Genomic DNA, 24733 nt, shown 5'->3' with positions numbered 1-24733 from the left:
GCAAACCATGACCGATGCTCCGCTCATAAGATTGCAGGATATTCGCAAGACCTATCACAATGGCGATCTCGCGGTTGAGGTTCTTCATGGGATCACGCTTGATATTCGCGCCGGCGAGTTCGTTGCCATTAAAGGTGCGTCTGGTTCTGGCAAGTCAACCCTGATGAATATTCTGGGCTGTCTGGATAGTCCTAGCGGCGGTGAATATCTGCTTGATGGCGAGGATGTCTCGACACTTGATGCTGATGAACTGGCAGGCCTGCGCCGCCGCACTTTCGGTTTTGTGTTTCAAAGCTATAATCTGATTGCCACATCGACCGCACTTGAGAATGTCGAAGTTCCCGCGATCTATGCAGGCATGCCAGCTGCTGAGCGTCACGAACGCGCGGCAGCACTTCTTGATACGCTTAAACTCGGCGACCGTTTGGACCATCGCCCCAACCAACTTTCCGGTGGTCAGCAGCAGCGCGTTTCCATTGCGCGCGCACTGATGAATGGTGGCCGGATCATCCTTGCGGACGAACCAACTGGCGCGCTCGATAGCCAGAGCGGCGAAGACGTTATGGCGCTTTTGCGTTCGATGCATGAGCAAGGTCATACGATCATCGTCATCACCCACGCTCGCGAAGTCGCAGAACGTGCTGACCGTCTGATTGAAATTCGCGACGGCCAGATTCTGTCCGATACGACCAAGCATGAAATCCCAGACATCGAGGCACCCAAAAACCTCCAGCAGGTGACGCAAAGCGGTGCGGCGCATATCGCCGATATTTCCGAAGCGGTCAAAATGGCAATGCGCGCGTTACGTGCCAACATCTTCCGCACGGTTTTGACCTTGCTCGGCATCATCATCGGCGTGAGTTCTGTTGTGACAATGCTGGCAATCGGTACCGGCGCGCAAAATTCGATTCTTGATCGCATCAATGCGATGGGCACCGACCTTGTTTTGATTCGTCCCTCTATGCCCGGATTCCGTGGCTCAGGCTCTGTGGCAACGCTTGTCCCTGAAGATGCAGACGCAATCCTTCAATTGCCCAATGTGAAAACCGCCGTGCCCGAAGTCACTGGCAGCGTTACGCTAAGGCGGGGCAATGTCGATTATCAGTCACAAGCCAATGGCACGGTCGCGGCTTTTTCTGAAGCCAAATCGTGGAAGATCGACACTGGCGATTTTATTACACCGCATGACATGGAATCCTATGCGCCGGTTGCAGTGCTTGGTTCCACTGTGGTCAAAACACTGTTCCCAGATGGCTCCAACCCCATTGGCCAATATATCTTAATCCAGAAAATCCCGTTTCAGGTGATCGGCGCTCTGGAATCAAAGGGCGCAGGCTTTGGTGGCTCCGATCAGGATGATGTGGTTGTCGTACCGCTCTCGACAGGGAACCTGCGGCTCTTTGGCCAGAAATATGTCCGCACCATCACCGTTAAGGTCAAGGATGCCGACCTGATCGATACGACGCAGGATCAGATTCAAGAATTACTTGATCACCGCCACAAGCAGCGTGACACCATGATCACCAACATGTCGTCTATCCGTGACGATGCGGCGGCCATGGGTTCGACCCTGACGCTGTTTCTGGGATCGGTAGCCGCAATCTCGCTTCTGGTCGGTGGCATTGGCGTGATGAATATCATGCTCGTCAGCGTAACCGAGCGCACCCGTGAAATCGGAGTTCGTATGGCAACAGGGGCGAGACGGCGAGATATTCTCCTTCAGTTCATCACGGAAGCTCTGACGGTATCTGCAATCGGCGGTGCATTCGGCGTGATACTTGGTGTGGGAGCAGCGACACTCATATCCTTTGCAGGCGTGGCCGTGGCCTTCAGCGCCGGTCCTGTCTTGCTCGCCTTTACATGCGCATTCGCAACGGGACTTGTTTTTGGCTTTCTACCAGCCCGCAAGGCATCACGTCTGTTGCCAGCAGTAGCGCTCTCATCCGAATAAGTCGCTCATCTCACAAAGAAAAAAGCTGGCCCGTTTTCACAGGCCAGCTTTTTAAAATTGCTTTGTAGAACTTACTTAAACTGAATAGGCACCGTGATCGGCATACGTGGTTTGGCAATTGCTGCTGGCGGTGCAGGCACAGGCGATGAATTGCGCGTTGCCTGAACTGCGAGTTCATCCACCGTCGGATTACCCGATGACCGTGCCAGACTAACAGACAGAATGTTGCCCGACGGATCAACGACGAAAGTTACCTGCGCTGTACCCTTAACGCCTTTTCCAGCCTGACGCTGCAAAGAACGTGTTCGGCGCAACAAATGCGAATACAGTTTCGACTGCCATTTGTTCGAACTCACACCTGGAGACGCATTGTTATCGCCACGGCGACTTGCAACAGCCTTGGATCCAGAATCAACGTCCATACGTGGAGCGCTTGCCGTACGGGTTTCTACAGCCTTTTCAGCCTTTTTCGGCTTCGGCTTTTCAACCTTTTTTACCGGCTTTGGCTTTTCAACCTTTGGTTTTTCAACTTTTGGCTTCTCGATCTTTGGCTCAGGCTTTTCAACAGGAAGCGGCATAGCCACCTCCGGCTTTGGAGCCTCAACGATATCTGGGATGACCTCTTCCGGTTCTTCAACTGGTTCAGGCTCCGGCTCTGGCTCCGGTTCCTTAACTTCCTCGATAACAGGTTCCGGTTGCTCTTCCTCAATAGGCTCAACGGCAGCTTCCTGCTGCGGAGCCTCCGAAACAGCCTCTTCCATCGGTGCTTCTGGCTCAGGAGCAAACTCCACCACCATGGCAGCAACCTCAGTGCCATCCGGTTGGTCTTCATCCTGGTTCATGCTTACAGCATAAGCGCCAGCAGCGTGTACGCTTAGAACAATAATCCCCGCACCAAGCCAACGCCCTGCATCATGCCAGAAGGAATGATGATGGCTATCAGTTGATGCCACATGTTTGATAGGCGGATGTTCGGGCGGCAATCTGTTCATTACTGAGCCCCCTGCTCAACAGGTAGAGCTGTTGAGGAAGGTGTTGACGCAGGAGCAGGTGCGGATCCATCGGCAGCAGGTGCAGCACTGATAGTTTCAAGGCCAACCAGCGCTATCTTGAGGTATCCAGCTTCGCGCAACAAATTCATCACGCGCATCAGTTCGCCATAGCCAACTGTTTTGTCGGCGCGGAGAAACACGCGTGCTTCCTTGTTGTTTTCAGAAACACCATCAAGCTTCGGGCCAAGAGCCTCGCGCACGACTGTATCATTGCCGACACTAACGGTAAGGTCGTCTTTAAGCGTTACATAGATAGGCTTGTCGGGACGAGGTGCAGGCGTTGCACTCGACGCAGGAAGATCAACATTGATATCAACCGTTGCCAGTGGGGCGGCAACCATGAAGATAATCAGCAGAACCAGCATAACGTCAATAAATGGCGTCACGTTGATTTCGTGATTAAGCTCCAGATCGTCACCACCACCTTCGCGAATTTTGCCAGCCATTTTGCTTACTCCGCAGCGTGTAGCTTGCCTTCAGATACACCAGCGGTTCTGAAGTCGAAATCACGGCTCACAAGGCGTTCAACACCAGCGCCAGCATCTGCAAGCAACGAACGATATCCAGTAATCGAGCGTGCAAAAACGTTATAGATAACAACCGCCGGAATAGCCGCAACAAGGCCGATAGCCGTTGCGAGCAGTGCTTCGGCGATACCAGGAGCGACAACTGCAAGATTGGTCGTCTGCGCCTGACTGATACCGATGAACGAGTTCATAATACCCCAAACGGTGCCGAACAGACCAACGAATGGTGCGACAGAACCGATGGTTGCCAGAATGCCGGTACCCTTGGAAAGACGGCGTCCGGCTTTTGCTTCAATACGTGACAGACGCGAGGACACACGTTCCTTAAGGCCATCGCCACCAGCGCGTGACAATGCCGGTCCAGATAGACGAACTTCATCTTCTGCTGCACGCACAAGAATTGAAGCTGGACCTTTAACACCATCAAGCGAACGAACCGCTTCAGCAAGCGTCGCGGAATGGCCGATCACCTTCAAAGCACGCTTAGCGCGGCTTCGTGCGCCAGCGAGTTCAAGTGATTTCGCGATCCAGATCGTCCAGGTTAAAAGTGATGCAATGGCAAGGCCAATCATCACGCTCTTGACCACCCAATCGGCAGCCATGAACATGCCCCAAGGCGAAAGGTCATGCGGCAATACAAAAGCAGGCTTCGCATCGCCGGCAACCACAGGCTCATTGACTGGTGCGGTAACAGGCGTAGTGGCAGGCGCTACAACAGGCTGCTCTGCAACTGGCCCTACAGCAGGTTGCTGCGCAGCAGGCGCAACCGGCGCCGCCGCTGGTGCGGGACTTGATACTGCCGGATTATTGGTAGCAGGCTCCTGCGCCTCCTGTGCAAGTGCAGAACCTGCAAATGCCAGTAACCCCATGCCCATCACCGTAGCCATGAAGCCTTTTCGCCAGAAACCAGTCATTGTGATCGCCTTTTGATTTTTCTCTTCCGTGCGCGCACAACAGATCGACCGTGCAAACTGCCACGCCGCTTAAGGGCTTTTCTTAACTCTCATTAACCTGATGTTGCAAGTCATGTTTTGAAATTAAAAGCATTTTCCTGATCATTATGGGCAAATAATGCAACTTCTACGCGCTGATATAGTCCTTGCTCACGACCCAATAATTCAGTGAAAACAGCAAAGAACGCAGGGACTGCGCTCCTGTCTGTCTTCCTAAACAGCGCGACATAACCGATCAGTTCTTCATTTCAATATGCGTAGCGTAAAATGTGGCCTATTGCATAAAACCTTCAAATCAGGCGTGATAATATGGATGGCGAACCTAACGTAGCAAATGCCTTACGGAAGGGCCGCTTGGAACTTGGGAGGATATGCTCATGATGTTTAAGGACATCCAGGCGCTCGAAAATGCCGCTCGCACCGCCATGGCAGGCAATGATGATCCACTGCCTATTCGTGCACGTGCATTAAAACCATCGCATTACGGTCTGGCCCTATTAGCAATTGTTGGCGCTGCTTATTTGTTACTCGCTTAAAATTAAACCGCTTCACGACGAACAATCCGGCAGACGTTTACCATGACATACAATCAGCAACGGATTGAGTTGCTGAATTGGTGTTCGCCATGCAACCATTAGGCCCAAACAACGTTATCAAAGTCGAGCAACATAGGTTGCGAACCACTGAACGTATAGGAGACCAGATATGGCGCGCGCAGCAAGCAATACGGCGAAGATCGGAAAAGAGATCGAAGAAGCTTTGACGGATTCGACAACCGAAGATCTTCAGGCTCAGGTCGAGCAGCTTAAAGAAGATATTGCTGCCATCGCTGCAACTCTCACAAGTCTTGGCTCGCAAACCGTGCGAGATGCAAAGCGTACCGCCAAAGATACATATAGAAGCGCTTATGTTCAGGGTGAGGACGTCGTCGATGATCTCAAGAACAAGGCACAGGACGTCGAAGCACAATTAACTGAGACAATTCGTGCTCGACCAATTGCTTCTTTGGCTACCGCAGTCGGCGTTGGCTATTTGCTCGCCCTTCTTTCGCGCCGCTGATTCCTGCCATGCTAAAACTTTTGGCCCCAGTCGTGGCAACGCTTGCAGGTGATGAGTTAAAACTCTTCACCGGACGCGCAAAACGTGCTGCAATTTTTGCGATAGCAGTAGCCATATTCGGGCTAATAGCGATCGTGTTTCTTTGCGTCGCAGCTTTCCTCGCTCTGAGTGAAAACTATAGCGGCCCAGTTGCAGCACTCATTCTTTCAGGATTAGCCCTGATTGTGGCGTTGCTCATTCTTGCGGTGTTGAAGATTCAAGCCGCCGCTGAAGAAAAGAAGCGCAAAGCTCGTATCGCTGCTGATAAATCCGCACTCATGGCAACGGCGGCAATCGCAACCGTTCCTTCTATCTTAAAGCGTCCCATTCTTGCCGTAGCGTTGCCTTTGGCTGGCATCGCACTGGTTAGCCTGCTTTCTGATAAGAAAAAACGATAAGATATCAGTTTATTAATTCCTATTACGTCGGCTCCTGTGAACTCTCACCGGGGCCGTTTTCTTGATGAGGGTCTAGATTCGTTAGTGACGACAACCGAATAATGACGCGCGTGCCAGTACCATTTAACGACTTCTTATAGATGGGCTTGTCGCCAAACTGCATGCAAAGCTGTTCAACAACCAAAGTGCCAAGACCATTCTGCTCTCGCTCCCCATCGAAATCGCTGCTCTTCCAGCCAATACCGTTATCTTCCACAACCAGCGCCAGCGATCCGGCGTCTTCATCATTTTTCAAGCTGACACAAATCTCGCCCCCCTCGCGTCCGACGAAGGCATGTTTGACAGCGTTGGTGATGAGTTCACCCAAAATAATACCGATGGTCGTGACGTCACGTGATTTAAAATCATATGGCGCAAAATCAGTTTTGAAGGTGATCTTACGATCCTCACTAATTCCTTCCTGAATATCTTCGATGACAGTCTCTAAAAACTCATCAATACGAGTCGATTCCATATCCTCGCCAAGACGAAGCCTTCGATGAGCTGTAGAAACGGTTTGCACCCGATCACGAGCCGCAATGAGCGCTGCACGCGCTTCTTCACTGCGGGTTTGTCGCAATTGCAACCCAAGCAGAGACGATACGGTTGCCAGTGAATTGCCTATCCGGTGATTGGAATCTTGTAAGAGCACCTCAACGCGATTGCGCTCCTTCTCGGCAATTGCCCGTTCTTTCTCGAGCTCGGCTGTGCGTTCTTGTACGCGCTGCTCAAGAAGTTGCTTCTCCGTTAGCAGAACGGATTGTCCTTCAAAGAGTGCGCGCGTTGCGCGTTGAACACTCGTCAAAAGTAAGAGAGTTAGCATTGCTGCCGATGCAAGCGCCACGATAGACGTCACGGTCAACATAAAACGCATATGATCGATATAGGCATTACGCTGCTCAAGTTCCGCACCTTCCGTGGCAACAAACTGCGCTACGGTTGTAGCGAGTTGCTCCCGCAAAACCTTGCCCGCGTTTCCACGTAGCTGAGCTGTTGCCTCGCTAATTTGTCCTGATCGGGCTAGGTTTATCGTTTCACGAATATCCTTCTGCCCCCGTTCGACCAGCGATTTAATCTCAATAACCCGCTCATGTTGTTGCGGGTTATCTTGTGTCATCAGAGCGAGGTTAGACAATGTCTCATCAATATCGATGATCGCCTGTTCATAACGGTCGATATATTCTTTATCGAGTGTTAGCAGAAAGCCACGACGGCTCATTTCAATATTATATGCAATACGCGTGATCGTGTTTACTTGTTCACGGAGTTCGAAATTTTTAGAAATATCAATAACTTGCTTGTTGACCCCATTCGAAAGAAACAGCGTTATTAATGCAGACAACAACACCAGACTGAGCGACACGATAAAAGCAATCGGACGCATTGTAGGTCTATATAAACGGTTCAACAGCATTGATAACAACGGCAATCCCACACCAAAACATTACGCCTGAGCGCTGTATAAATACTCGAACAAAAGACTCCGCCACATAGTAATTCGCCCTGACAGACCAGCACTGGAACTATGATTGCTTCCAGCGCTGGTTTGACAAGGAAATATTAATCCAAAGAATTATTCAAGTGTCAGACATCACACGATATAAAAAAGCCTCAAGCGAAGCTTCGTAGTGTCGCGCGAGTGGAATTAGCGTCTGGTCCGTAATCGCCATCGCCCTCTATCTGCAAAATTTCTTGCAGACGTGTACGCGCACGACTGACACGACTTTTAATCGTACCAACCGCACATCCGCAGATTTCGGCAGCTTCTTCATAGGCAAAGCCGGATGCGCCAATAAGGATAATGGCTTCACGCTGATCATCCGGCAATTGCTCCAGCGCAGCCTTAAAGTCCTGCAAGTCGAGCGTACCGTATTGCGAAGGGTGAACAGCGAGCTGCTCACTGAATACGCCATCTGTATCCTGCACCTCACGGCCACGTTTGCGCATCTGCGTATAAAACTCATTGCGAAGGATCGTAAAAAGCCAAGCCTTGATATTGGTTCCCAATTCAAAGGAATCCTGTTTGGCCCATGCCTTCATAATCGTGTCCTGAACGAGATCATCTGCGCGGTCAGGCTGACCAATAAGCGACACGGCGAACGCACGCAGGCTTGGCAAAGACGCCAGAAGCTCGCGCTTGAACTGCGCTAAATCTTCAGCCGACGGAACCAGTGCTGTGCTCACGCGTACTCTCCTGTTCGGCCTGATCGAGTTTTTCCAGCAGATCGAGAAAACGATCTGGAATGCTCTCATCCTGTATTGAGCTATAAAGCGCCTTTAATTTAAGGCCGACCTCGCAATTCGGCCCTAAAATGTCCTTCCGGACGCGCCCGCCAAGCCGTATTCCGGCCCCGTTCGCATGAAGGTTTTTCTTCTCTGTCATCTCTTAATCATTCCAGGCATTCGCCATTTCTAACTAAACCAAGCCCCTGCTTGTCAGGTAGAATGCATACGATCTCAAAAAGTTCCCTGAAATACGACAAACAAGTGGAACTTTTTCCAATCACCGACGTTTTGGGTAGGATAATGCTGCGCTCTATAAGACTTTCAACGCCTCTCAAGAGTCGATTAGAAGTTTGTAAAGATAAAATTGCGGCAATGAGGAGTCCAAAAACCATGACGTTATCGACGCGAATTGCGCCGCACCTTCCCTATCTTCGCCGTTTCTCACGCGCACTCACGGGCTCACAAGCATCTGGCGATGCCTATGTGGCCGCCACATTGGAAGCCTTGATCGCAGATATAAGTATTTTCCCACCGGCATCGGCTGACCGAATTGCCCTCTATAGGCTCTTCTGCAATCTGTTTAAAACTGCTGCGGTTCAGGTACCAGAACCATCATCAGAATTTGCATGGGAAAAGCAGGCTGCCCGCAATCTGGCTCACATCGCACCGATTCCAAGACAGGCTTTTTTGCTGGTCGCTGTTGAAGGTTTTAATGATCGGGAAGCCGCTGAAATTCTTGAACTCAGCGAAGTTGAGTTCGGCAAAATCCTTGTAGACGCATCAACAGAAATCTCGAAGCAGGTTGCAACCCGCATCATGATTATCGAAGATGAGCCATTGATTGCTATGGACATCGAGCAAATGGTCGAAAGTCTTGGCCATGAAGTTGTTGGCATCGCCCGCACAAAAGATGAAGCGCTGGCACTCTATAACAGTGCGAAGCCACGCATGGTCCTTGCCGATATTCAGCTCGCAGACGGCAGTTCCGGGATTGATGCTGTTAATGAAATTTTGCAGGATCAAACCATCCCTGTAATCTTTATTACCGCTTTCCCCGAACGGCTCCTGACGGGCGAACGCCCGGAGCCAACCTTCCTTGTTACAAAGCCGTTCAATCCGGATATGGTCAAAGCGCTGATCAGTCAGGCACTTTTCTTTGAGGAAGCCGCTCAGGTTGCAGCTTAGAAAAATACATACAGGCCACAAGCCGCTGACCTTCGGGGATGAAAAATCCCCGGAGGCTTTTGTCTTTTAAACAATATCCGCTTGAAAAAGCATGATATTTTCGCTGTCTGGACACGAAACTTGTCTATTCTACGGAACCAAAAGCATAGATCAGCCGTTTCTCTTTCAATAGTCAAAGAGGAGATTAAAAATGCTGTATTATGCTCTCGTTTTTCTGGTGGTCGCTTTGGTTGCAGGCGCACTAGGCTTTGGTGGAATTGCTGGCGCGTCGGCTGGCATAGCACAGATTCTGTTCTTCGTGTTCCTTGCGCTTCTGGTGATCTCACTGATCGCATCTGTTCTGCGCAAGGCATAGAGAAAACATCACTGATCACCGAACGAGGTAATAATCTCTCGTTCGGTGATCCGCTAAAAAGATTGCACCTGTTTATATTTTCCGCCAGCGACGCGATCAATTCGCTTAAAAAGAAACGATTTTATAATAGCTCTTTCAGTACCAAGCGGCCTACTTCAATCCATACCGAACTGCAGTTGAGGCATTCATGACAGAGTCAAACTCATACCTCACTGAAACAGAGCCAGATGCCTCACGTTTGCGTTCTTTGTTGCGCGCGGTGCGAAACAGTAATGTTTGCGTTCTTTATCAGACACCCGATCTTATCTACGCGTGGGGAGAAAATATCCCCGCTTACTGGCAGGAAAAATGGAAAGCCGGCGGTCAGGACTGTGACTTCATTTTTTCCACCTCAATGTCACGGCTCGAACATGCAAAGCGTACAGCGCTTGAAACAGGAACAGCGCAGAATGTCGAACTCGCTATCAATGATGGCGATAAGCTCCGCTGGATAGAGTTTCACATCGATTGTGATCACGATGATGATCGTAAAATAATAGGAATTGTGACGACAGCCCTTGAAATCAGCGAACTTAAGCGCCGTGAACAGGTCCTTAAAACGCTGTTGCGTGAAGTCAGTCACCGTTCAAAAAATCTGCTCGCTATCGTGCAAAGCATTGCGACACAGACCGCACGCTTCACAGATTCGGTAGATGATTTTCTGTTGAAGTTTCGCGGACGGATCCAGTCGCTTTCCTATTCGCAGGATCTGGTAACCGATTCAAACTGGCATGGCGCGCTATTTCTTGATCTCGTGCATTCGCAAATTGAGAAATATATCGATATGCAGGATGAACGCCTGACAATCGAAGGCGACAATCCCTATCTCTTCCCCGGGGCAGCATTGCATGTCGGGCTGGCTCTGCATGAGCTCATCATCAATGCAACATCATTTGGTGGACTGTCCATTCCATATGGACGCGTAATCGTCTCTGCAAAAATCCAGAAAAACAACAATGGCGATGATGAGTTGACCTTCCATTGGAACGAAACAAATCCATCAATGCCAGAAGTGAAACATGACCCGCGCTTCGGCAGCGCAGTGTTACAACGTATCGTTCCATCCGCAGTTGGTGGTCACGCAGAATATCGCGTTGATGGCTCAGGCGCCGTTTATTCCCTGATTGTGCCCGCAGAACAATTCGATTCCTGACCCACCGCATCGAAAAAGAGCAATTCTCTTTGATGCAGCAAAAAGCCGTCATGGATTTGGACCATAACGGCTTTTTAATAATGCGGAACGCCAGCAGCAAAAACGGGGATAAATGTGCGGCATTCTCGCTGTCCGCTCCATACGGGGAAGTTGGAGTGAACTGTGAAGGCCGCTGCGGGGCGGGTTGCAACCTTCATATTAGAAACGCGACTGAACTTGTTTGGTTCCGTCAGGGTTCGATTTTTTTACAATAAAGTTCGAGCCGGTGATGCACAATCTCGTAGCCGAGTTCGCGGGCGATCTCTTCCTGAAGTTTTTCGATTTTGTCTGAACGAAATTCAACCACATCACCCGAGTCCATATCGATGATATGATCATGATGAGAGCCACTTGCCTGCTCAAACCGCGACGGTCCGCCGGCAAATGCATGGCGATGAATAGCACCCAGCTCTTCAAGCAGCTTCATCGTGCGGTAGACAGTCGACAGTGAAATACTGCTGTCAATCACAACCGCACGCCTGAAGATTTCCAATGCATCTGGATGATCTTCGGTCTCGGTCAGAATGTTCAGGATAATACGGCGAGGCCGCGTGATACGCACGCCAGCATTTCGCAGTTCCTGCTCATAATCGGGTTTCTTGTTCGATTCACTCATACACCGATTATGCACTTACAATGCTCCAGTTGCAAATTTTCGCAACTGGAGCACTTAGCATCTCCCACAGCTTTTGTTAAAAGCTATAGAATTGAGGCATCCACCTACTCAGCACCAACCCGGAAATACGTACCGGCAGCTGAACCAAATCCACCAGATGTTGATTCATCACAAAAAGGAGTGGGGATTTTGAGTGCAGCTCCCTCGAGCTTCAGGATCAACGGCCCGCTCTTGCTTTCAAACTCCGCTTCACCAGCACTCTTCTGGTTCAACACACCTTCAAAGCTGCATATCCAGCTTCCATTGGCCTGATCCGAAACATCAACCTGAACCGAGAGTTTATCAGGTGATTTTTTCTCGACTTTGATACTACCCCAGGCATTCTGCCAATTTCCTTCAAGGGAAGAACTCTCCTCAACTGAAACCCAGTTTAACAGTTCTGCGCGCGCTTCAGTCCGGTAACTTAAACCTTCCAGTCGCATTGCAGCATTGGATAAATGACTTTCAAAAGCCTCTGAGCGTTGCTTCAGAAAGCCAGCCTGATCGTTACGAAGTGCTTCTTTCAAATCGGGAGAAGCTCTCTCGACAAGCGCAGTATAGGCTATCGACATCGCCCGATCCGCTTCTGCGATATCTTTGTCAGAGCAAATCGCCTTCTCAGTATCTGTAGAGGCTTTTGCGCAATCAAAACCAGCCTGGGCGAAGGCTGCAACGGGAGACAAAGCGCAGACACCCAAAGCCAGACTGAAAATGACAGAGTAGTTCATAAAATAATCCCCTTGGACTGTTTGGCCACATGCAATCAAGCAATGAACAAGCAGCTGAAACTTGGCGAGGCTGACGTAAATACGCCGCCGCCATTAATTAACGCATGCAGGTAAAAGCCTATTGAGCTGGTTCAAACGCAAATGGCTCGGCATCGACGAATTGATCCGACGTTTCTCCAACAAACACACGGCTCATATCAACACCAAGATCAAGCTTTCGTACTTTGGCAGCCTCTGAAAAATCGAGCTTCTTCAGATCAACCCAAAAGACGTTTGGCGATGTTGCCGATTCTGCGTGAAATGTCAGACTCTTCTGATCTGCAACAACACGCCAGCGGGTTGTCGATAGATTGGGCGCATCAGGCAGGCTGACACCATAAGGCACCGAAGCATTGCGGATCACACTAAAGACCGCAGAAGCGGCAATCCTTGGATCTTCGGTTTGCGTTACGGCATTGACGTAAAATCCTGCACGCACAAACCGATCTTCCGATCGACCACTCCCCGGAAGGAAGTTCAGCAAATTGAGAGCGCTCCAGTATTTCTGATTGGCAAGCTGGAAATCAAATGGCGGATCATTTGTGACCACCTGATATGAGCGATCATGATGGATTTTAAGCTTTCCATCGATCCACTCTAATACAGCGCTGTCACCTGAAGCATCCGAGAGGGTCAGATGCAGGGGTGCGAGACTGCCCGGACGACCGGGAACTTCCCCGCTCACCACATCAAACGGCTGATTGCGGGTATATTCTACGGCCTCGGCAACAGTCGCGAACTGATCCAGATAGAATTGCGCCCATATTGCCAGAGACATACGCGGTGTCGCATCATCATCTTTTGGGAATTGCGTTGCGTTCAACCATAGCAAGCTTGCATTGAGGCCAGCCTCATTCATGCCGTCAACGGTGGAAATATCATAGCCCGACACTGCGAGGCTTCCATATTTCGAAGTCCACTCCTTTGAGCGTGAGCCGGCTTCGCCACTGCGCTTCATGCCACGCGGAAAGACCCAAAAATTGCTGACCATCGGATCCCTGAAATCCATATTTCGGCCAGTAAGCACGCGCCCCTGCTCTCCATGATAAACAATTCGGGTGCAGGCCTGAACTTCAGCCGTCATTAACGCAGTTGCTGCGGTCAACGCGGCAAGTACACGTGTGAAGCGGGACATCTTGGACACCTATTCATCAATTGATAGGATATTTCTATCGGTGAAATTGGGATAGCAACACAACACGAAAACTATGTCTTCATCATCACTCTATTTGCGAGCCCAATCAGGATCAATGCCATTTGTGCCCATGATCCCATAATAGCCACCTGTGTTGATAAACCACACAGTAAAGGCGGCGCCTAACAACAGGAAGATACTTATCGCGATCAGAAGACGCTTCTTTCGCGCCGTGCGCCTCAACACGAGATAAACGCCAGCACTGAATACGGCTGATCCGATATAGGCCGCGATCATTCCACCCTCCCCCGACATATACAAAACGCTTGAACCTTTTAGATAGCACCTGAAAGGTTCCGCGGTGAACAACAAGTAAAATCGTCGGAATTCATCCCTTTTATTTGGTCATCAAAAGTTGGAATTGATTTAAGAGGCTTACAATATACGGTTTAGCAATGACTTCACGAATGAGAGGATGCTATAATGCGTAAATTTATTATGTTTGCAGCAATATTGAGTTCTTTATGTATTTCGTATGTTGGCTTCGCAGAAGCGAAGGATTCAATAAAAAACAAGAATGCAAATTCTATGGCCTGCATGGAACGAGGAGGAAACCCACTTGAGTGCTCTACCCGTTGCGCAACACTAGGTATATATTTCACTGCGTGTTTTTAAGAATATGATGAAGTTTTTATAACGAAAACGATATGAAAAAAACCGTATTACTATTTATCATTTTCAGTCTGATCGTATTGGGCAACATCAGCAACGCCGGAGCCAAAGCCTACTTGCCGCTTGATGAAAGCTGCCAATATTACTATTTGGACGGGCAGCGAATTAAATGTTGTCAAGATTCTACAGGTAGTTGGTATTGCAATAAGGGAATATGATGTTCGACAAAGAGGCTTCCCTTGTTGTCGAACATCACCATCAATCATGGAAATTGTTGGTACGCCCAAGGGGAATCGAACCCCTGTTTGCGCCGTGAGAGGGCGCCGTCCTAACCGCTAGACGATGGGCGCAAGCAGTGCTTGCTAATATAAGACGAGCCGCACGCAAAGAAAAGGGCGGCAAATCTGCCGCCCGCATCCAAAACTATTCAACATTACCGAGCTTGATACGCCCGAGAATGCGCGATTCACGGTAATCATAAATGATAAGTTCCGTGCCGCCATCTGGCAAAAGCGTTTCCAGCGAAAGCTGATCACCAGACAGGCTCTGCGATAGAAGACGCGTACCCGGCGTCAAATCGATCTGCGATTCGATCAGCTTCGGCGGCTCCACCTTGATAGGTGCAGAAACCTGTCCCGGAATGTCTGAACGCGCAACTTCTGTCTCGGAAGCATCCGGTGCGCGATTGATCTTGTAGACAACGGCGACAAGCACAGCCATAAGACCAATCAACATAACACCGATGGAAACTGCAAGCAGCCGCACCATCTTACGACGGACTTTCTCCATCGCTGGATCAAGCGGGGGTTCCGGTTGTTGTTGGTCCGGGTAATAGCCCTGCTGATAGTCCTGATATCCAGAATCCTGTTGATTCTGATATTTCGGATAGTGTGGATCCTGCATTAAATGACTCCGGTTCATGCACCCGCGTGGGCGCGTGATAACGAAGGGAAGAGACAATTGAAAGAACTAATTGCCGACCTAGACGCTGCGGGCAAAAGATTAGACCAGTGGCTGGCCGCAGCATTGGGGCCGGAACTCTCCCGCAGTCGCGTCCAGTCCCTGATTGCTGATGGTCATGTGACCATCGATGATGTTCCTGCCAGTGGCGCAAAGCAAAAGCTGCGCGAAGGCATGAAGATTACCATCGTGCTGCCAGAGCCTGAACCTGCCGACCCGCAAGGCGAGAACATCCCGCTGGATATTCTCTATGAAGATGATGATCTCATCGTCATCAACAAGCCCGCAGGCCTGGTTGTCCATCCGGGCAACGGCAACTGGACGGGAACGCTTGTAAATGCTCTCATCTATCATTGTGGCGATAGCTTGTCGGGCATTGGCGGCGTGCGTCGTCCGGGCATTGTCCATCGTCTCGACAAAGACACCAGCGGCGTCATGGTTGTGGCCAAAAACGACCACTCACATCGCCACTTAAGCGACCAGTTTGCCGATCATGGACGCACCGGCGATCTCGAACGCGCTTACAAAGCGCTCGTCTGGGGCATGACCGAACGTCCGCAGGGCTATATCGACGCCCATCTTGGCCGCTCACATCGCGACCGCACCAAGCAAGCGGTCGTTAAAGAAGACCGCGAAGACGCACGCCACGCCATTACGCATTATTCAACACTCGAAAAATTCGCGCCGCAAGAAGATGCAACATCGCTTGCTTCATTGGTGGAATGTCGCCTTGAAACAGGGCGCACACATCAGATTCGCGTTCACATGGCCCATATCGGTCATCCGCTTGTCGGCGACATGGATTATGGTGGTGCTTATAAAACCAAAGCAAACAAGCTGCCCGAGCCATTGAAAAACGCCGTGAATGGTTTCCAGCGTCAGGCGCTACATGCTTGGCTTTTGGCTTTCACGCATCCCACGACCGACGAAATCATGCGTTTTGAGGCTGATCTGCCTGAAGATATGGAGCAATTGCTGGAAAATTTCCGCAAGCACTCTACATAAAGCTGTAAGTTCTCACAGTTTCAGATCCCGCGAAGAGGTCTGTAAAGATTATGCTTTGAGCGCGAAAACGCGATCTCGAAACAAGGCTGTAACCTCGATTGATGCAGCCTCTTAAGAATGGCGAGTGTTCACATTCTAGTGACACATTGTTTCATGAGGTTAGAGATCGTGTTTTCGCCAAAATCGTGCCTATATATGTAAGTTCGCGAGGGAAGTGCAGGAGGCAGCCAGCGCGACAGGTTTGCCATACGGGAACCTGAAACTATAAAGGAGGGTGCTCAATGGCCCGTTCTAGTCTTCCAAGTATTACATCCGGTGACGGTGGCCTAACCCGTTACATGGAAGAAATTCGCCGCTTTCCAATGCTTCAGCCGCAGGAAGAATACATGCTGGCGAAGCGTTATCATGAACATACTGATCCGAAGGCTGCGCATAAGTTGGTGACGAGCCATCTTCGTCTTGTGGCGAAGATCGCCATGGGTTATCGCGGTTATGGCTTGCCAATTGGTGAAGTTATCTCCGAAGGCAATGTCGGCCTGATGCAGGCGGTGAAGCGCTTTGAACCAGAACGCGGCTTCCGCCTAGCCACATATGCAATGTGGTGGATCAAGGCTTCGATCCAGGAATATATCCTGCGCTCGTGGAGCCTCGTGAAAATGGGCACGACTGCCAATCAGAAACGCCTGTTCTTTAATCTGCGCAAGATGAAGAGCAAGATCCAGGCACTGGATGATGGTGATCTTAACCCTGATCAGGTCAAGCAGATCGCGACCAAGCTAAAGGTCAGCGAAGACGAAGTGGTTTCCATGAACCGCCGTCTGTCAGGCGATGCCTCGCTGAACGCACCGCTGCGTGCAGCCGAAGGTGAATCCGGTGAATGGCAGGACTGGCTGGTCGATGACAGCAGCAGTCAGGAACAGGTTCTGATTGAACAGGATGAACTGGAAAGCCGCCGCTCACTGCTCGAACAGGCTATGGATTCGCTCAATGAACGCGAGCGCCGTATCTTTGTGGCACGCCGTCTGTCGGAAGACCCAATGACACTGGAAGACCTTTCCGGTGAATTTGGTATCAGCCGCGAACGTGTACGCCAGATTGAGGTCCGTGCCTTTGAAAAGGTTCAGGCTGCGGTCAAGGCAGCAGCTTTCAAACAGCACAAGGCATTGACCCATGTCGAGGAAGCCAACGCATAAATCTATCTATTTTGATACCATTCTACTGCCGCGATTGGGAAACCATTTGCGGCAGTTTCGTTAAGCGTCATCCAACTGATAAAAAACCGTCAAATATCTGTAATGCAATGTCTTTAGGCAACAGGTCGTATTTCACCGAAGCCCTAAAGGTCATGATATGAAAAAGCTCCTGCTTGCCGCAACGCTCGCTCTTACTGCTGCTACTGCTGTATCTGCGTCTGAATATGTCTCTTATCTCGACTATCCGCAGAAAGAGCAGGACGGAAAAGAGTTCTTCACTGCCATTGAAATCCCACAGGGCAGCTTTACCAAATACGAAATCAACGACAAGACCGGCCATATCATCGTTGATCGCTATCAGTCGATGCCGGTTGTTTACCCAGCCAATTACGGCTCGATCACAAGCACGCTCGCAGGCGATGGCGATCCGCTGGATGCACTTGTTTACACACGTGAGCCAATCGTACCGGGCGCGATCATCAAGGTTCGCCCAATCGGCGTTTTGAAGATGATCGATGGTGGCGAGCAGGACGACAAGATCGTCGCTGTGCCAACCTCCAAAATCGACCCAACCTATGACAACATCAAAGAACTTTCCGACCTGCCGAAGATTGAACAGCAGCGTCTGGAAGCCTTCTTCCGCGTTTACAAGCAGCTTCCAGAAGGCCGCAAGACTGTAGAGCTCAACGGCTTTGATACTGCCGAAACCGCGGCTTCTGAAGTGGCAAAGGCGATCAAGGCTTTCTCAGAAAAGAAGTAACCCACTTTAGCTATCGCACAAGGCATTGAAAACACGGGCTCTGCGTAACACATCCTACAAAATGCACGGATAGTTCACCCATAACAGATAAGGGCGTTGGTCTGATTTCGTCAGATCGGCGCCTTTATGGTTTTCGACGAAACACTAAATGATAAAAATCTGTAATTCTTGATTACTAGACACACTATATAGTTGCATGCAAAATTAGCCATTGTTTAATTTAGACATCTGAATCAATGGGGGAAAGATGCGTAAAATTCCAAGTATAATCGTGCTGGTTACTACTGCCCTCTACGGTAGTTCTGCATTCTCAGCAGACATGTCGGAAGCAGGCTTGCGCGAACTGAGATCAGAGCAAAGCTCACACGTAAATTGTGCGGCACTCGTTAAAAAGCCGCGAACCAAATCCAATACGGCCCTGCTAAAGCGTCATGGCTGTAAAGTCCCAACCATTCCAGTCCCGCCATCAAATGGGGGCAATGGAAATAGCGGCAACAACAGTGGAACAGATACCGGCACTGATGCAAGCAATGGCACTGGTGGCAATAACGGCGGCACCGATACTGGCACCGGCGCAAGTAATGGCAACGGTGGCAACAACGGCGGAACTGATACCGGGGGCAGTGATACTGGCGGCAGCAACGGTAATGGCGGCAACAACGGTGGAGACGATTCCGGTGGCAGCGACACCGGTGGCAGCAACGGCAGCAATGGGAATGGCGGCAACAATGGCGGCGACGATTCCGGAGGTGGTGATACTGGTGGTAATAACGGTAGCAACGGTAACGGCGGCAACAATGGTGGGGCCGACACCGGCGGCGGGGACACTGGTGGCACCAACGGCAGCAATGGCAATGGCGGCGACAATGGTGGCCAATAACACGGCAGTTTTTAAGCCAATTATCTCATAATTAAAACGATGAACCCCGCTTTCGCGGGGTTCAATTTATCTCATTCCAAATTTTAATAGGTTCTATCGCTATCAACCTGCGCCAAGAACATCGTTAAAGACTTTTTCACCGGGCACGCCTTTTTCAAGGCTGATCAGAGCACGGCGACCATTGCGGTATGAGATCGGAATATCGATCCACTGCAAACGACGCATGAGGGACAAGTTGGTGTCCTGTGCCGTTGTTGCGTCATTGAGCCAGATAATGAAGAAGTTATCTGCAATCTTTGAGGGCACAGCGATCAGCGGATTGCCCGCTGCCTGTTCCGTATCTTTGAACGTGATGCGCTGAACATTATCGACAGCACCGCCAACAAAATCATCCGGTAAAGTAAATACCATTTCGATCAGATGGCTTGCAGGAATGGACTGGTCCGTATTCTTGCGAATGGTCAACTTAAGTTCAGCTTTGGTGTCAGGCATCGTGATCGTGCCACGAATTGCCGGAGCCGCAGGTTCACCCTCGCTCGGGCTTTCCTGGATTTCAGACCAGACAACCGTTCCACGCTCAACCGAGCCAGTTTCTGTTCCACCACGCTCTTCATAAAGAAGTGCCTGCTGGCCAACAGCAACAGCTTGCTGAGCTTGTGGCTGGTTTGGTGTATTGGTCTGTTCCGCGCCCGGCGTTGAAGCCGCCGTCGACTTACCTTCGCCAAGACCTGCCTGACCACCCGCCGGACCTTCGTCCTTTTCGCTGCCATCTTCCATCAGACGCTGCGTCATTTTCTGTTCTTCAGATGGCGTCGCTGGCTGGCCAGTTTGTGGTTGTTCAGAACCAGCGGTCTGTCCGGCCTCTGGCTGCGTTGTTCCTGCATCACCGCTTGCTGGTGCATCGCTGCGACCCAGGCTTGAAGCCAGTTCCTGCAACTTGTCTTTATTCGCCCAAACGCCGTAACCGGCTCCGCCCAAAGCAAGGACAGCAATAAGGCCAATGATTAGACCCTTGTAAGAACGCTTTTCTTTGAAGCGAACCGGGTCAGTATATTCCCCACGACGGGCGTAAGCTGGCTTGTCTTCCGTGCGATCCTGTTCGCGCTCTGCCGACCATTCATCCTGACGACGCACATGCACGGGTGCTGCGTCTTCGTCAGTATCGACATCATGATCGGAATAGGACCGATTGCCAGCAGCGAAAGGCGCATCATCATAGGATGGTGAAGCAGAGGCTTGCGTTGATTCGGCGAGAAAATCTTCGAGCGGATCATGCAACGGTTCATCAACAACAGGTGCAGCAGCCGGCGGCGCATAAAAGGCTTCGACTTCTTTGATGGCATCTTCAAGTATTTTGCGTTGGCGAACCGCCACAACTTGCGAAGCATTTGCTGTCACAAGCTTCTGTTCAATCGTCGCACGTGCCTTTGCATAGACACGCTCGCGCAGTTCAGGCGATTTATCCGCCTGAGCATCGATTGTCTTTTTCAGAACCGCTACAAAATCAGCCATACGTGTTACCCAGTTTCCGCGCGTTCGAAATGCAGTAAATACCTCAATAATCACAATAATCGTTAGAAAGCAAAGGTTGCGGCGTTGATTACGTCAACCCTTTCAATCAGATCGCGAAAAAACCTCAAAAAAATACCCGGTCAGCCATAAAGGTAAACCGGGTTTTTATTCTTAAGAACCAAAGGCCCTATCGACTAATCCTGAAACGGATCAGTTACAAGGATTGTGTCTTCGCGTTCCGGGCTGGTCGAAAGCATCGATACAGGTGCACCGATCAGCTCTTCAATATGGCGAACATATTTGACAGCCTGCGCTGGAAGATCGTTCCATGAACGTGCACCGGCAGTCGTCTCTGACCAACCCGGCAGCGTTTCATAAATCGGCTTCACGCGAGCCTGCGCACCCATCGAGGATGGCAGATAGTCGATACGCTTGCCATCAAGCTCGTAAGCCACGCAGATCTTGATTTCTTCAAGACCGTCGAGAACGTCAAGCTTAGTCAATGCAATACCGGTAATGCCCGACGTGCGAACAGTCTGGCGAACGATGACCGCATCAAACCAGCCACAACGACGCTTGCGACCTGTCACCACGCCAAATTCATGGCCCTTGGTGCCGAGGAATTCGCCGATCTCATCATTGAGTTCGGTCGGGAACGGACCTTCACCAACGCGGGTGGTGTAAGCCTTGGTAATGCCGAGAACATAACCGATCGCTGTCGGACCAAGGCCAGATCCAGCAGCAGCCTGACCGGCAACAGTGTTGGACGACGTTACGAACGGATAGGTGCCATGATCGTTATCAAGAAGCGCGCCCTGCGCACCTTCAAACAGAATACGAGCACCTGACTTGCGGCGTTCATCGAGAACGCGCCAGACCTGATCGATATAAGGAAGGATCTTGTCAGCAACCGAGGTCAGCTCTTCGAGAATAGTCGCAACCGCGATTTCTTCAAGGCCCATGCCACGACGCAGCAGATTGTGATGCGCAAGCAGACGCTCAACCTTCGGTTCAAGGGTGTCTGGCTCGGTCAGGTCGATCACGCGGATTGCGCGACGGCCAACCTTATCTTCATAAGCAGGGCCGATGCCGCGCTTGGTGGTACCAATCTTGAGACCTTCGGTAGCGCCTTCGCGCATCGCATCGAGCTCACGATGAACCGAGAGAATCAACGGAGCGTTTTCAGCAATACGCAGAACATCCGGATTAATATCGATGCCCTGCCCGCGCAGCTTTTCGACTTCCATGACGAAATGATGCGGGTCAACCACAACACCATTGCCAATCACACTCAGCTTACCGCGCACGAGACCAGATGGAAGAAGCGAAAGCTTGTAGCTGACGCCATCGATAACAAGTGTATGACCCGCGTTATGACCGCCCTGATAGCGCACGATCACATCGGCGCGTTCGGACAACCAGTCCACGATCTTTCCCTTGCCCTCGTCGCCCCATTGCGACCCGACGACAACCACATTAGCCATTGAGAAAACTCCTCGGTCCGGCATCTCAGCCGTAAATATAACCCAAGGATCGCAAGCAGCCCCGACAGTTTGACGCGAGGTGCCGATCCCTCGTCTCTATACAGACTGAATCGTGCTTACGCGACTCTTTACATGCAAAAAATACGAATATTTTCACGAAGACGTGGAAAGGCAGCGGATTAAGGGAGAAATAGTGAGTTTAAACGCTATCTAAAAATATGCGCTGTACTGAAATCCATTCACTCGGATAAGGTTCGTAGTCCTGTTGATCCAGGGCATGATATTTCCCCCAGCCTTGAAGCGCCCAATATTTAGTCATGACATGAAAATGACTATGGCCGGTTATCTCTGCAATTTTTTCAGCTCCCTCATTGAGAAGTTGCCTAAAACTATCTCCCATGGGGCCGACAAGACACATGCCGGGGAGCATCTGTCCATCAAGTTCAGGATTGAGCCAAACTTCATGTATCAATTCATGCTTCATCATGACATCAGACATTCAGCCGGCGCGGACCATATATAGAGCCTCGTCCGAATAGCCTTTCAGCTTGTCTTCAAGCGCAGGCACATCACGGGTAACGAAGCCCTTTTTCTCCCAGAACCCCTGCGAACCATTCACCGCAACAAGTGCCATGGTCGCAAAACCGTCCCGCTCTGCCTGTGCGCCCATCAGCTCGACAACACGCGATGCTTGCCCGCCAGAACGCACTTCCGGCAAAAGCGCAATATCGTGGATATAATAGGTGCTGATATCTTTTGGCAGTTCGCCAAGAACCGAATTCAGTGCAGGAACCGAATCGAGTTTCCACGGATGACTGATGCCATAACCGACGATTTCACTGCCCTTTGCCAACACGAAACAACCAGCAGGATAAATGTTGAAGCGGTCCCGAAAGACCGCCTCATCCTCGAAGAAGTCGGGATGAACAATGTTAGCGACCGCAGTAACGCCTGCAAAATCCTGCGCCTGCATCCGCCGCCATTCTGCCTGTTCAATCCCGTCTGTCATGTCGTTTAAGCTTCCTCGACGTTAAATTCCAAAGGTCTTGCCGCCTTGATTGCCTCTTGTGCGATCAGTTCGTCAAGTGCTGCCTGTGGAATCCTGTCATCGACGTAAAGCATCGCAATGGCATCACCGCCCGGATGATCACGTCCGAGAGCAAAGTTTGCGATGTTGATATCATGCTTACCGCAGATCGTTCCCAGCAGACCAATCATGCCCGGAATGTCGACATTGGTGACATAAAGCATGTGCGGACCGACTTCCGCATCAAGGTTGATTCCCTTGATCTGGATGAAACGTGCCTTGCCATCCGAGAAGCATGTACCGGCAACCGAACGCTCACGTTCAGTCGTTTTGACGATCAGCTTGATATAGCCATCGAAAATCCCGGACTTGTCACGCTTGATTTCAGAAACGATGATTCCACGCTCTTTCACCATAATCGGGGCGGAAACCATGTTCACATCAGCAACCTGCGGGCGGATCAGACCAGCAAGTGCTGCACTGATCAAAGCGCGCGTATTCATAGCAGCAGTCGCACCATCAAAAAGCACTTCTACTTCCTGAATAGGCTCATCTGTCACCTGACCGACAAAAGCACCCAGAACCTCTGCAAGCTTCACGAAAGGCCTCAGACGTGGTGCTTCTTCTGCCGTGATCGAAGGCATATTAATGGCGTTGGAAACCGCACCCTTGACCAGATAATCCGACATTTGTTCGGCGACCTGAATGGCGACATTTTCCTGCGCTTCTGACGTAGACGCACCGAGATGCGGTGTGCAGACCACGTTGGGCAGATTGAACAATTCGTTCTCTGTTGCAGGCTCGGTTTCGAACACGTCGATACCAGCACCAGCAACATGACCCGATTTCAATGCCTCAACCAGATCTTTTTCAACGATCAATCCGCCGCGTGCGCAGTTGATAATACGAACGCCCGGCTTCGTCTTAGCCAGCGCTTCCGCATTAATAATGCCACGTGTCTTGTCGGTTAATGGCGTATGCAAGGTGATGAAATCGGCACGCGCCAGAAGTTCATCCAGCTCAAGCTTTTCGACGCCGAGTTCCTGCGCCCGCGCTTCCGATAGAAACGGATCAAACGCAACAACATGCATCTTGAGACCAATACCGCGCGCAGCAACCACAGCGCCGATATTGCCGCAACCGACAACACCAAGCGTCTTGCCGGTAATTTCCACACCCATGAAGCGGTTCTTTTCCCACTTGCCAGCACGCGTGGAAACATCAGCTTCCGGCAACTGACGCGCAACTGCAAACATCAGTGCAATTGCATGTTCTGCCGTGGTGATCGAATTGCCGAAAGGCGTATTCATCACAATGATACCACGGCGCGATGCTGCCGGAATATCGACATTGTCCACACCAATACCTGCGCGACCAATGACCTTGAGCTTCGTTGCTGCTGCAATCAGCTTTTCTGTTGCCTTGGTGGCAGAGCGGATAGCAAGACCATCATATTGGCCGATGACTTCGAGCAGCTTTTCTTTGTCCTTGCCAAGATCTGGCAGATAATCAACTTCAACGCCGCGGTCTTTGAAAATCTGAACGGCGGTCGGCGACAATTTATCGGATACGAGTACGCGAGGTGCCATAAGGGCCTCCTTCGGATTGTACGATAATAAGACGCAGGCTGTGGCCGTCCCAACTTCGTCCACAACGCTGTCATCGCTT

Annotated in this window: 26 protein-coding genes, 1 tRNA gene and 1 pseudogene; 11 read left to right on the top strand and 17 right to left on the bottom strand. The window is 50.7% G+C overall.

The genetic code is table 11. The features are described 5' to 3' along the window. Positions 1 to 7 precede the first annotated feature (7 nt). A complete protein-coding gene (locus WH356_RS18045; RefSeq protein WP_339513273.1) occupies positions 8 to 1951 on the top strand; it encodes a MacB family efflux pump subunit in 1944 nt (647 codons plus the stop codon). A 71-nt stretch (positions 1952 to 2022) separates the two neighbouring features. Here WH356_RS18045 and WH356_RS18040 read toward each other — a convergent pair whose 3' ends face one another. The 3 genes and pseudogenes from WH356_RS18040 to exbB form a co-directional block, all read right to left on the bottom strand. Continuing rightward, entirely contained in the window at positions 2023 to 2943 is a 921-nt protein-coding gene (locus tag WH356_RS18040; RefSeq protein ID WP_339513271.1) for an energy transducer TonB family protein, read from the bottom strand. Next, on the bottom strand, positions 2943 to 3449 hold the full coding sequence (gene exbD, locus WH356_RS18035) for a TonB system transport protein ExbD (RefSeq protein WP_339513270.1): 507 nt from the start codon (positions 3447 to 3449) through the stop codon (positions 2943 to 2945). The genes WH356_RS18040 and exbD overlap by 1 nt, the downstream gene beginning before the upstream one ends. 5 nt (positions 3450 to 3454) lie before the next feature. Beyond that, positions 3455 to 4168: pseudogene (gene exbB / locus WH356_RS18030) on the bottom strand (tonB-system energizer ExbB); the annotation flags it as partial. A 692-nt stretch (positions 4169 to 4860) separates the two neighbouring features. Here exbB and WH356_RS18025 point away from each other — a divergent pair. The 3 genes from WH356_RS18025 to WH356_RS18015 all read left to right on the top strand — a co-directional run bounded on the left by WH356_RS18025 (position 4861) and on the right by WH356_RS18015 (position 5979). Continuing rightward, positions 4861 to 5019 carry a hypothetical protein gene (locus WH356_RS18025; RefSeq protein WP_339513266.1) on the top strand — a complete coding sequence of 53 codons (159 nt, stop codon included), beginning with the start codon at positions 4861 to 4863 and terminating at the stop codon, positions 5017 to 5019. Positions 5020 to 5188: 169 nt separating this feature from the next. Next, a complete protein-coding gene (locus tag WH356_RS18020) occupies positions 5189 to 5542 on the top strand; it encodes a DNA gyrase subunit B (RefSeq protein ID WP_339513264.1) in 354 nt (117 codons plus the stop codon). 8 nt (positions 5543 to 5550) lie between these two features. Continuing rightward, positions 5551 to 5979, top strand: coding sequence for a hypothetical protein (locus WH356_RS18015; protein WP_339513262.1), 429 nt, complete (start codon positions 5551 to 5553; stop codon positions 5977 to 5979). Between the two features lie 22 nt (positions 5980 to 6001). Here the strand turns inward: WH356_RS18015 and WH356_RS18010 are convergent, their stop codons facing one another. The 3 genes from WH356_RS18010 to WH356_RS18000 form a co-directional block, all read right to left on the bottom strand. Next, complete coding sequence (locus tag WH356_RS18010) at positions 6002 to 7432, bottom strand: sensor histidine kinase (protein WP_421566189.1); 1431 nt, start codon at positions 7430 to 7432, stop codon at positions 6002 to 6004. Between the two features lie 197 nt (positions 7433 to 7629). After that, positions 7630 to 8202: an RNA polymerase sigma factor gene (locus tag WH356_RS18005; protein ID WP_339513260.1), complete on the bottom strand. Its 573-nt coding sequence runs from the start codon at positions 8200 to 8202 to the stop codon at positions 7630 to 7632. Beyond that, entirely contained in the window at positions 8174 to 8401 is a 228-nt protein-coding gene (locus tag WH356_RS18000) for a NepR family anti-sigma factor (protein WP_310015220.1), read from the bottom strand. The genes WH356_RS18005 and WH356_RS18000 overlap by 29 nt, the downstream gene beginning before the upstream one ends. A gap of 233 nt (positions 8402 to 8634) precedes the next feature. On the opposite strand from WH356_RS18000, the gene WH356_RS17995 reads away from it, so the two are divergent. The 3 genes from WH356_RS17995 (at position 8635) to WH356_RS17985 (ending at position 10976) form a co-directional block, all read left to right on the top strand. Next, positions 8635 to 9429 carry a response regulator gene (locus WH356_RS17995; RefSeq protein WP_339513257.1) on the top strand — a complete coding sequence of 265 codons (795 nt, stop codon included), beginning with the start codon at positions 8635 to 8637 and terminating at the stop codon, positions 9427 to 9429. Positions 9430 to 9619: 190 nt separating this feature from the next. After that, complete coding sequence (locus tag WH356_RS17990) at positions 9620 to 9784, top strand: DUF1328 domain-containing protein (RefSeq protein WP_310015223.1); 165 nt, start codon at positions 9620 to 9622, stop codon at positions 9782 to 9784. 187 nt (positions 9785 to 9971) lie between these two features. After that, on the top strand, positions 9972 to 10976 hold the full coding sequence (locus WH356_RS17985; RefSeq protein ID WP_339513254.1) for a sensor histidine kinase: 1005 nt from the start codon (positions 9972 to 9974) through the stop codon (positions 10974 to 10976). A 229-nt stretch (positions 10977 to 11205) separates the two neighbouring features. Here the strand turns inward: WH356_RS17985 and WH356_RS17980 are convergent, their stop codons facing one another. The 6 genes from WH356_RS17980 to WH356_RS17955 all read right to left on the bottom strand — a co-directional run bounded on the left by WH356_RS17980 (position 11206) and on the right by WH356_RS17955 (position 15147). Continuing rightward, complete coding sequence (locus tag WH356_RS17980; protein ID WP_339513252.1) at positions 11206 to 11631, bottom strand: Fur family transcriptional regulator; 426 nt, start codon at positions 11629 to 11631, stop codon at positions 11206 to 11208. A gap of 104 nt (positions 11632 to 11735) precedes the next feature. Beyond that, positions 11736 to 12398, bottom strand: coding sequence for a lysozyme inhibitor LprI family protein (locus WH356_RS17975; RefSeq protein ID WP_339513250.1), 663 nt, complete (start codon positions 12396 to 12398; stop codon positions 11736 to 11738). Positions 12399 to 12516: 118 nt separating this feature from the next. Then, positions 12517 to 13572 (bottom strand): linear amide C-N hydrolase, encoded by a 1056-nt coding sequence (locus WH356_RS17970; RefSeq protein ID WP_339513248.1) that lies wholly within the window; start codon positions 13570 to 13572, stop codon positions 12517 to 12519. Between the two features lie 90 nt (positions 13573 to 13662). Continuing rightward, positions 13663 to 13869: a hypothetical protein gene (locus tag WH356_RS17965; RefSeq protein ID WP_339513246.1), complete on the bottom strand. Its 207-nt coding sequence runs from the start codon at positions 13867 to 13869 to the stop codon at positions 13663 to 13665. A 650-nt stretch (positions 13870 to 14519) separates the two neighbouring features. Beyond that, positions 14520 to 14594 (bottom strand) — tRNA-Glu (locus WH356_RS17960). A gap of 73 nt (positions 14595 to 14667) precedes the next feature. Beyond that, the gene (locus tag WH356_RS17955) at positions 14668 to 15147 is read right to left on the bottom strand and encodes a hypothetical protein (RefSeq protein ID WP_339513244.1); all 480 of its coding nucleotides are present in this window, start codon (positions 15145 to 15147) and stop codon (positions 14668 to 14670) included. A gap of 3 nt (positions 15148 to 15150) precedes the next feature. Between WH356_RS17955 and WH356_RS17950 the strand changes: the two genes are divergently transcribed. The 4 genes from WH356_RS17950 (at position 15151) to WH356_RS17935 (ending at position 19042) form a co-directional block, all read left to right on the top strand. Then, positions 15151 to 16209 (top strand): RluA family pseudouridine synthase, encoded by a 1059-nt coding sequence (locus tag WH356_RS17950; protein ID WP_339513242.1) that lies wholly within the window; start codon positions 15151 to 15153, stop codon positions 16207 to 16209. Positions 16210 to 16490: 281 nt separating this feature from the next. Then, positions 16491 to 17402 carry an RNA polymerase sigma factor RpoH gene (rpoH, locus tag WH356_RS17945; protein ID WP_339513240.1) on the top strand — a complete coding sequence of 304 codons (912 nt, stop codon included), beginning with the start codon at positions 16491 to 16493 and terminating at the stop codon, positions 17400 to 17402. Between the two features lie 157 nt (positions 17403 to 17559). After that, positions 17560 to 18162, top strand: coding sequence for an inorganic diphosphatase (locus WH356_RS17940; protein WP_250041079.1), 603 nt, complete (start codon positions 17560 to 17562; stop codon positions 18160 to 18162). Positions 18163 to 18409: 247 nt separating this feature from the next. Then, complete coding sequence (locus tag WH356_RS17935; protein WP_339513238.1) at positions 18410 to 19042, top strand: hypothetical protein; 633 nt, start codon at positions 18410 to 18412, stop codon at positions 19040 to 19042. Between the two features lie 102 nt (positions 19043 to 19144). Here the strand turns inward: WH356_RS17935 and WH356_RS17930 are convergent, their stop codons facing one another. The 5 genes from WH356_RS17930 to serA form a co-directional block, all read right to left on the bottom strand. Next, positions 19145 to 20554 (bottom strand): transcriptional regulator, encoded by a 1410-nt coding sequence (locus WH356_RS17930; RefSeq protein WP_339513236.1) that lies wholly within the window; start codon positions 20552 to 20554, stop codon positions 19145 to 19147. Between the two features lie 194 nt (positions 20555 to 20748). Beyond that, positions 20749 to 22038, bottom strand: a complete 1290-nt coding sequence (locus WH356_RS17925) for an adenylosuccinate synthase (protein ID WP_339513234.1) — start codon at positions 22036 to 22038, stop codon at positions 20749 to 20751. A 199-nt stretch (positions 22039 to 22237) separates the two neighbouring features. Then, complete coding sequence (locus WH356_RS17920; RefSeq protein WP_339513232.1) at positions 22238 to 22537, bottom strand: hypothetical protein; 300 nt, start codon at positions 22535 to 22537, stop codon at positions 22238 to 22240. After that, positions 22538 to 23047: a GNAT family N-acetyltransferase gene (locus tag WH356_RS17915; protein ID WP_339513230.1), complete on the bottom strand. Its 510-nt coding sequence runs from the start codon at positions 23045 to 23047 to the stop codon at positions 22538 to 22540. 5 nt (positions 23048 to 23052) lie between these two features. Beyond that, complete coding sequence (gene serA / locus WH356_RS17910; RefSeq protein WP_339513228.1) at positions 23053 to 24654, bottom strand: phosphoglycerate dehydrogenase; 1602 nt, start codon at positions 24652 to 24654, stop codon at positions 23053 to 23055. Between the last annotated feature and the right edge of the window lie 79 nt (positions 24655 to 24733).

The sequence above is a fragment of the Ochrobactrum sp. MYb379 genome, from assembly GCF_037479515.1.
Classification (GTDB): domain Bacteria; phylum Pseudomonadota; class Alphaproteobacteria; order Rhizobiales; family Rhizobiaceae; genus Brucella.
This window is presented reverse-complemented; position numbering and strand designations above follow the sequence as displayed.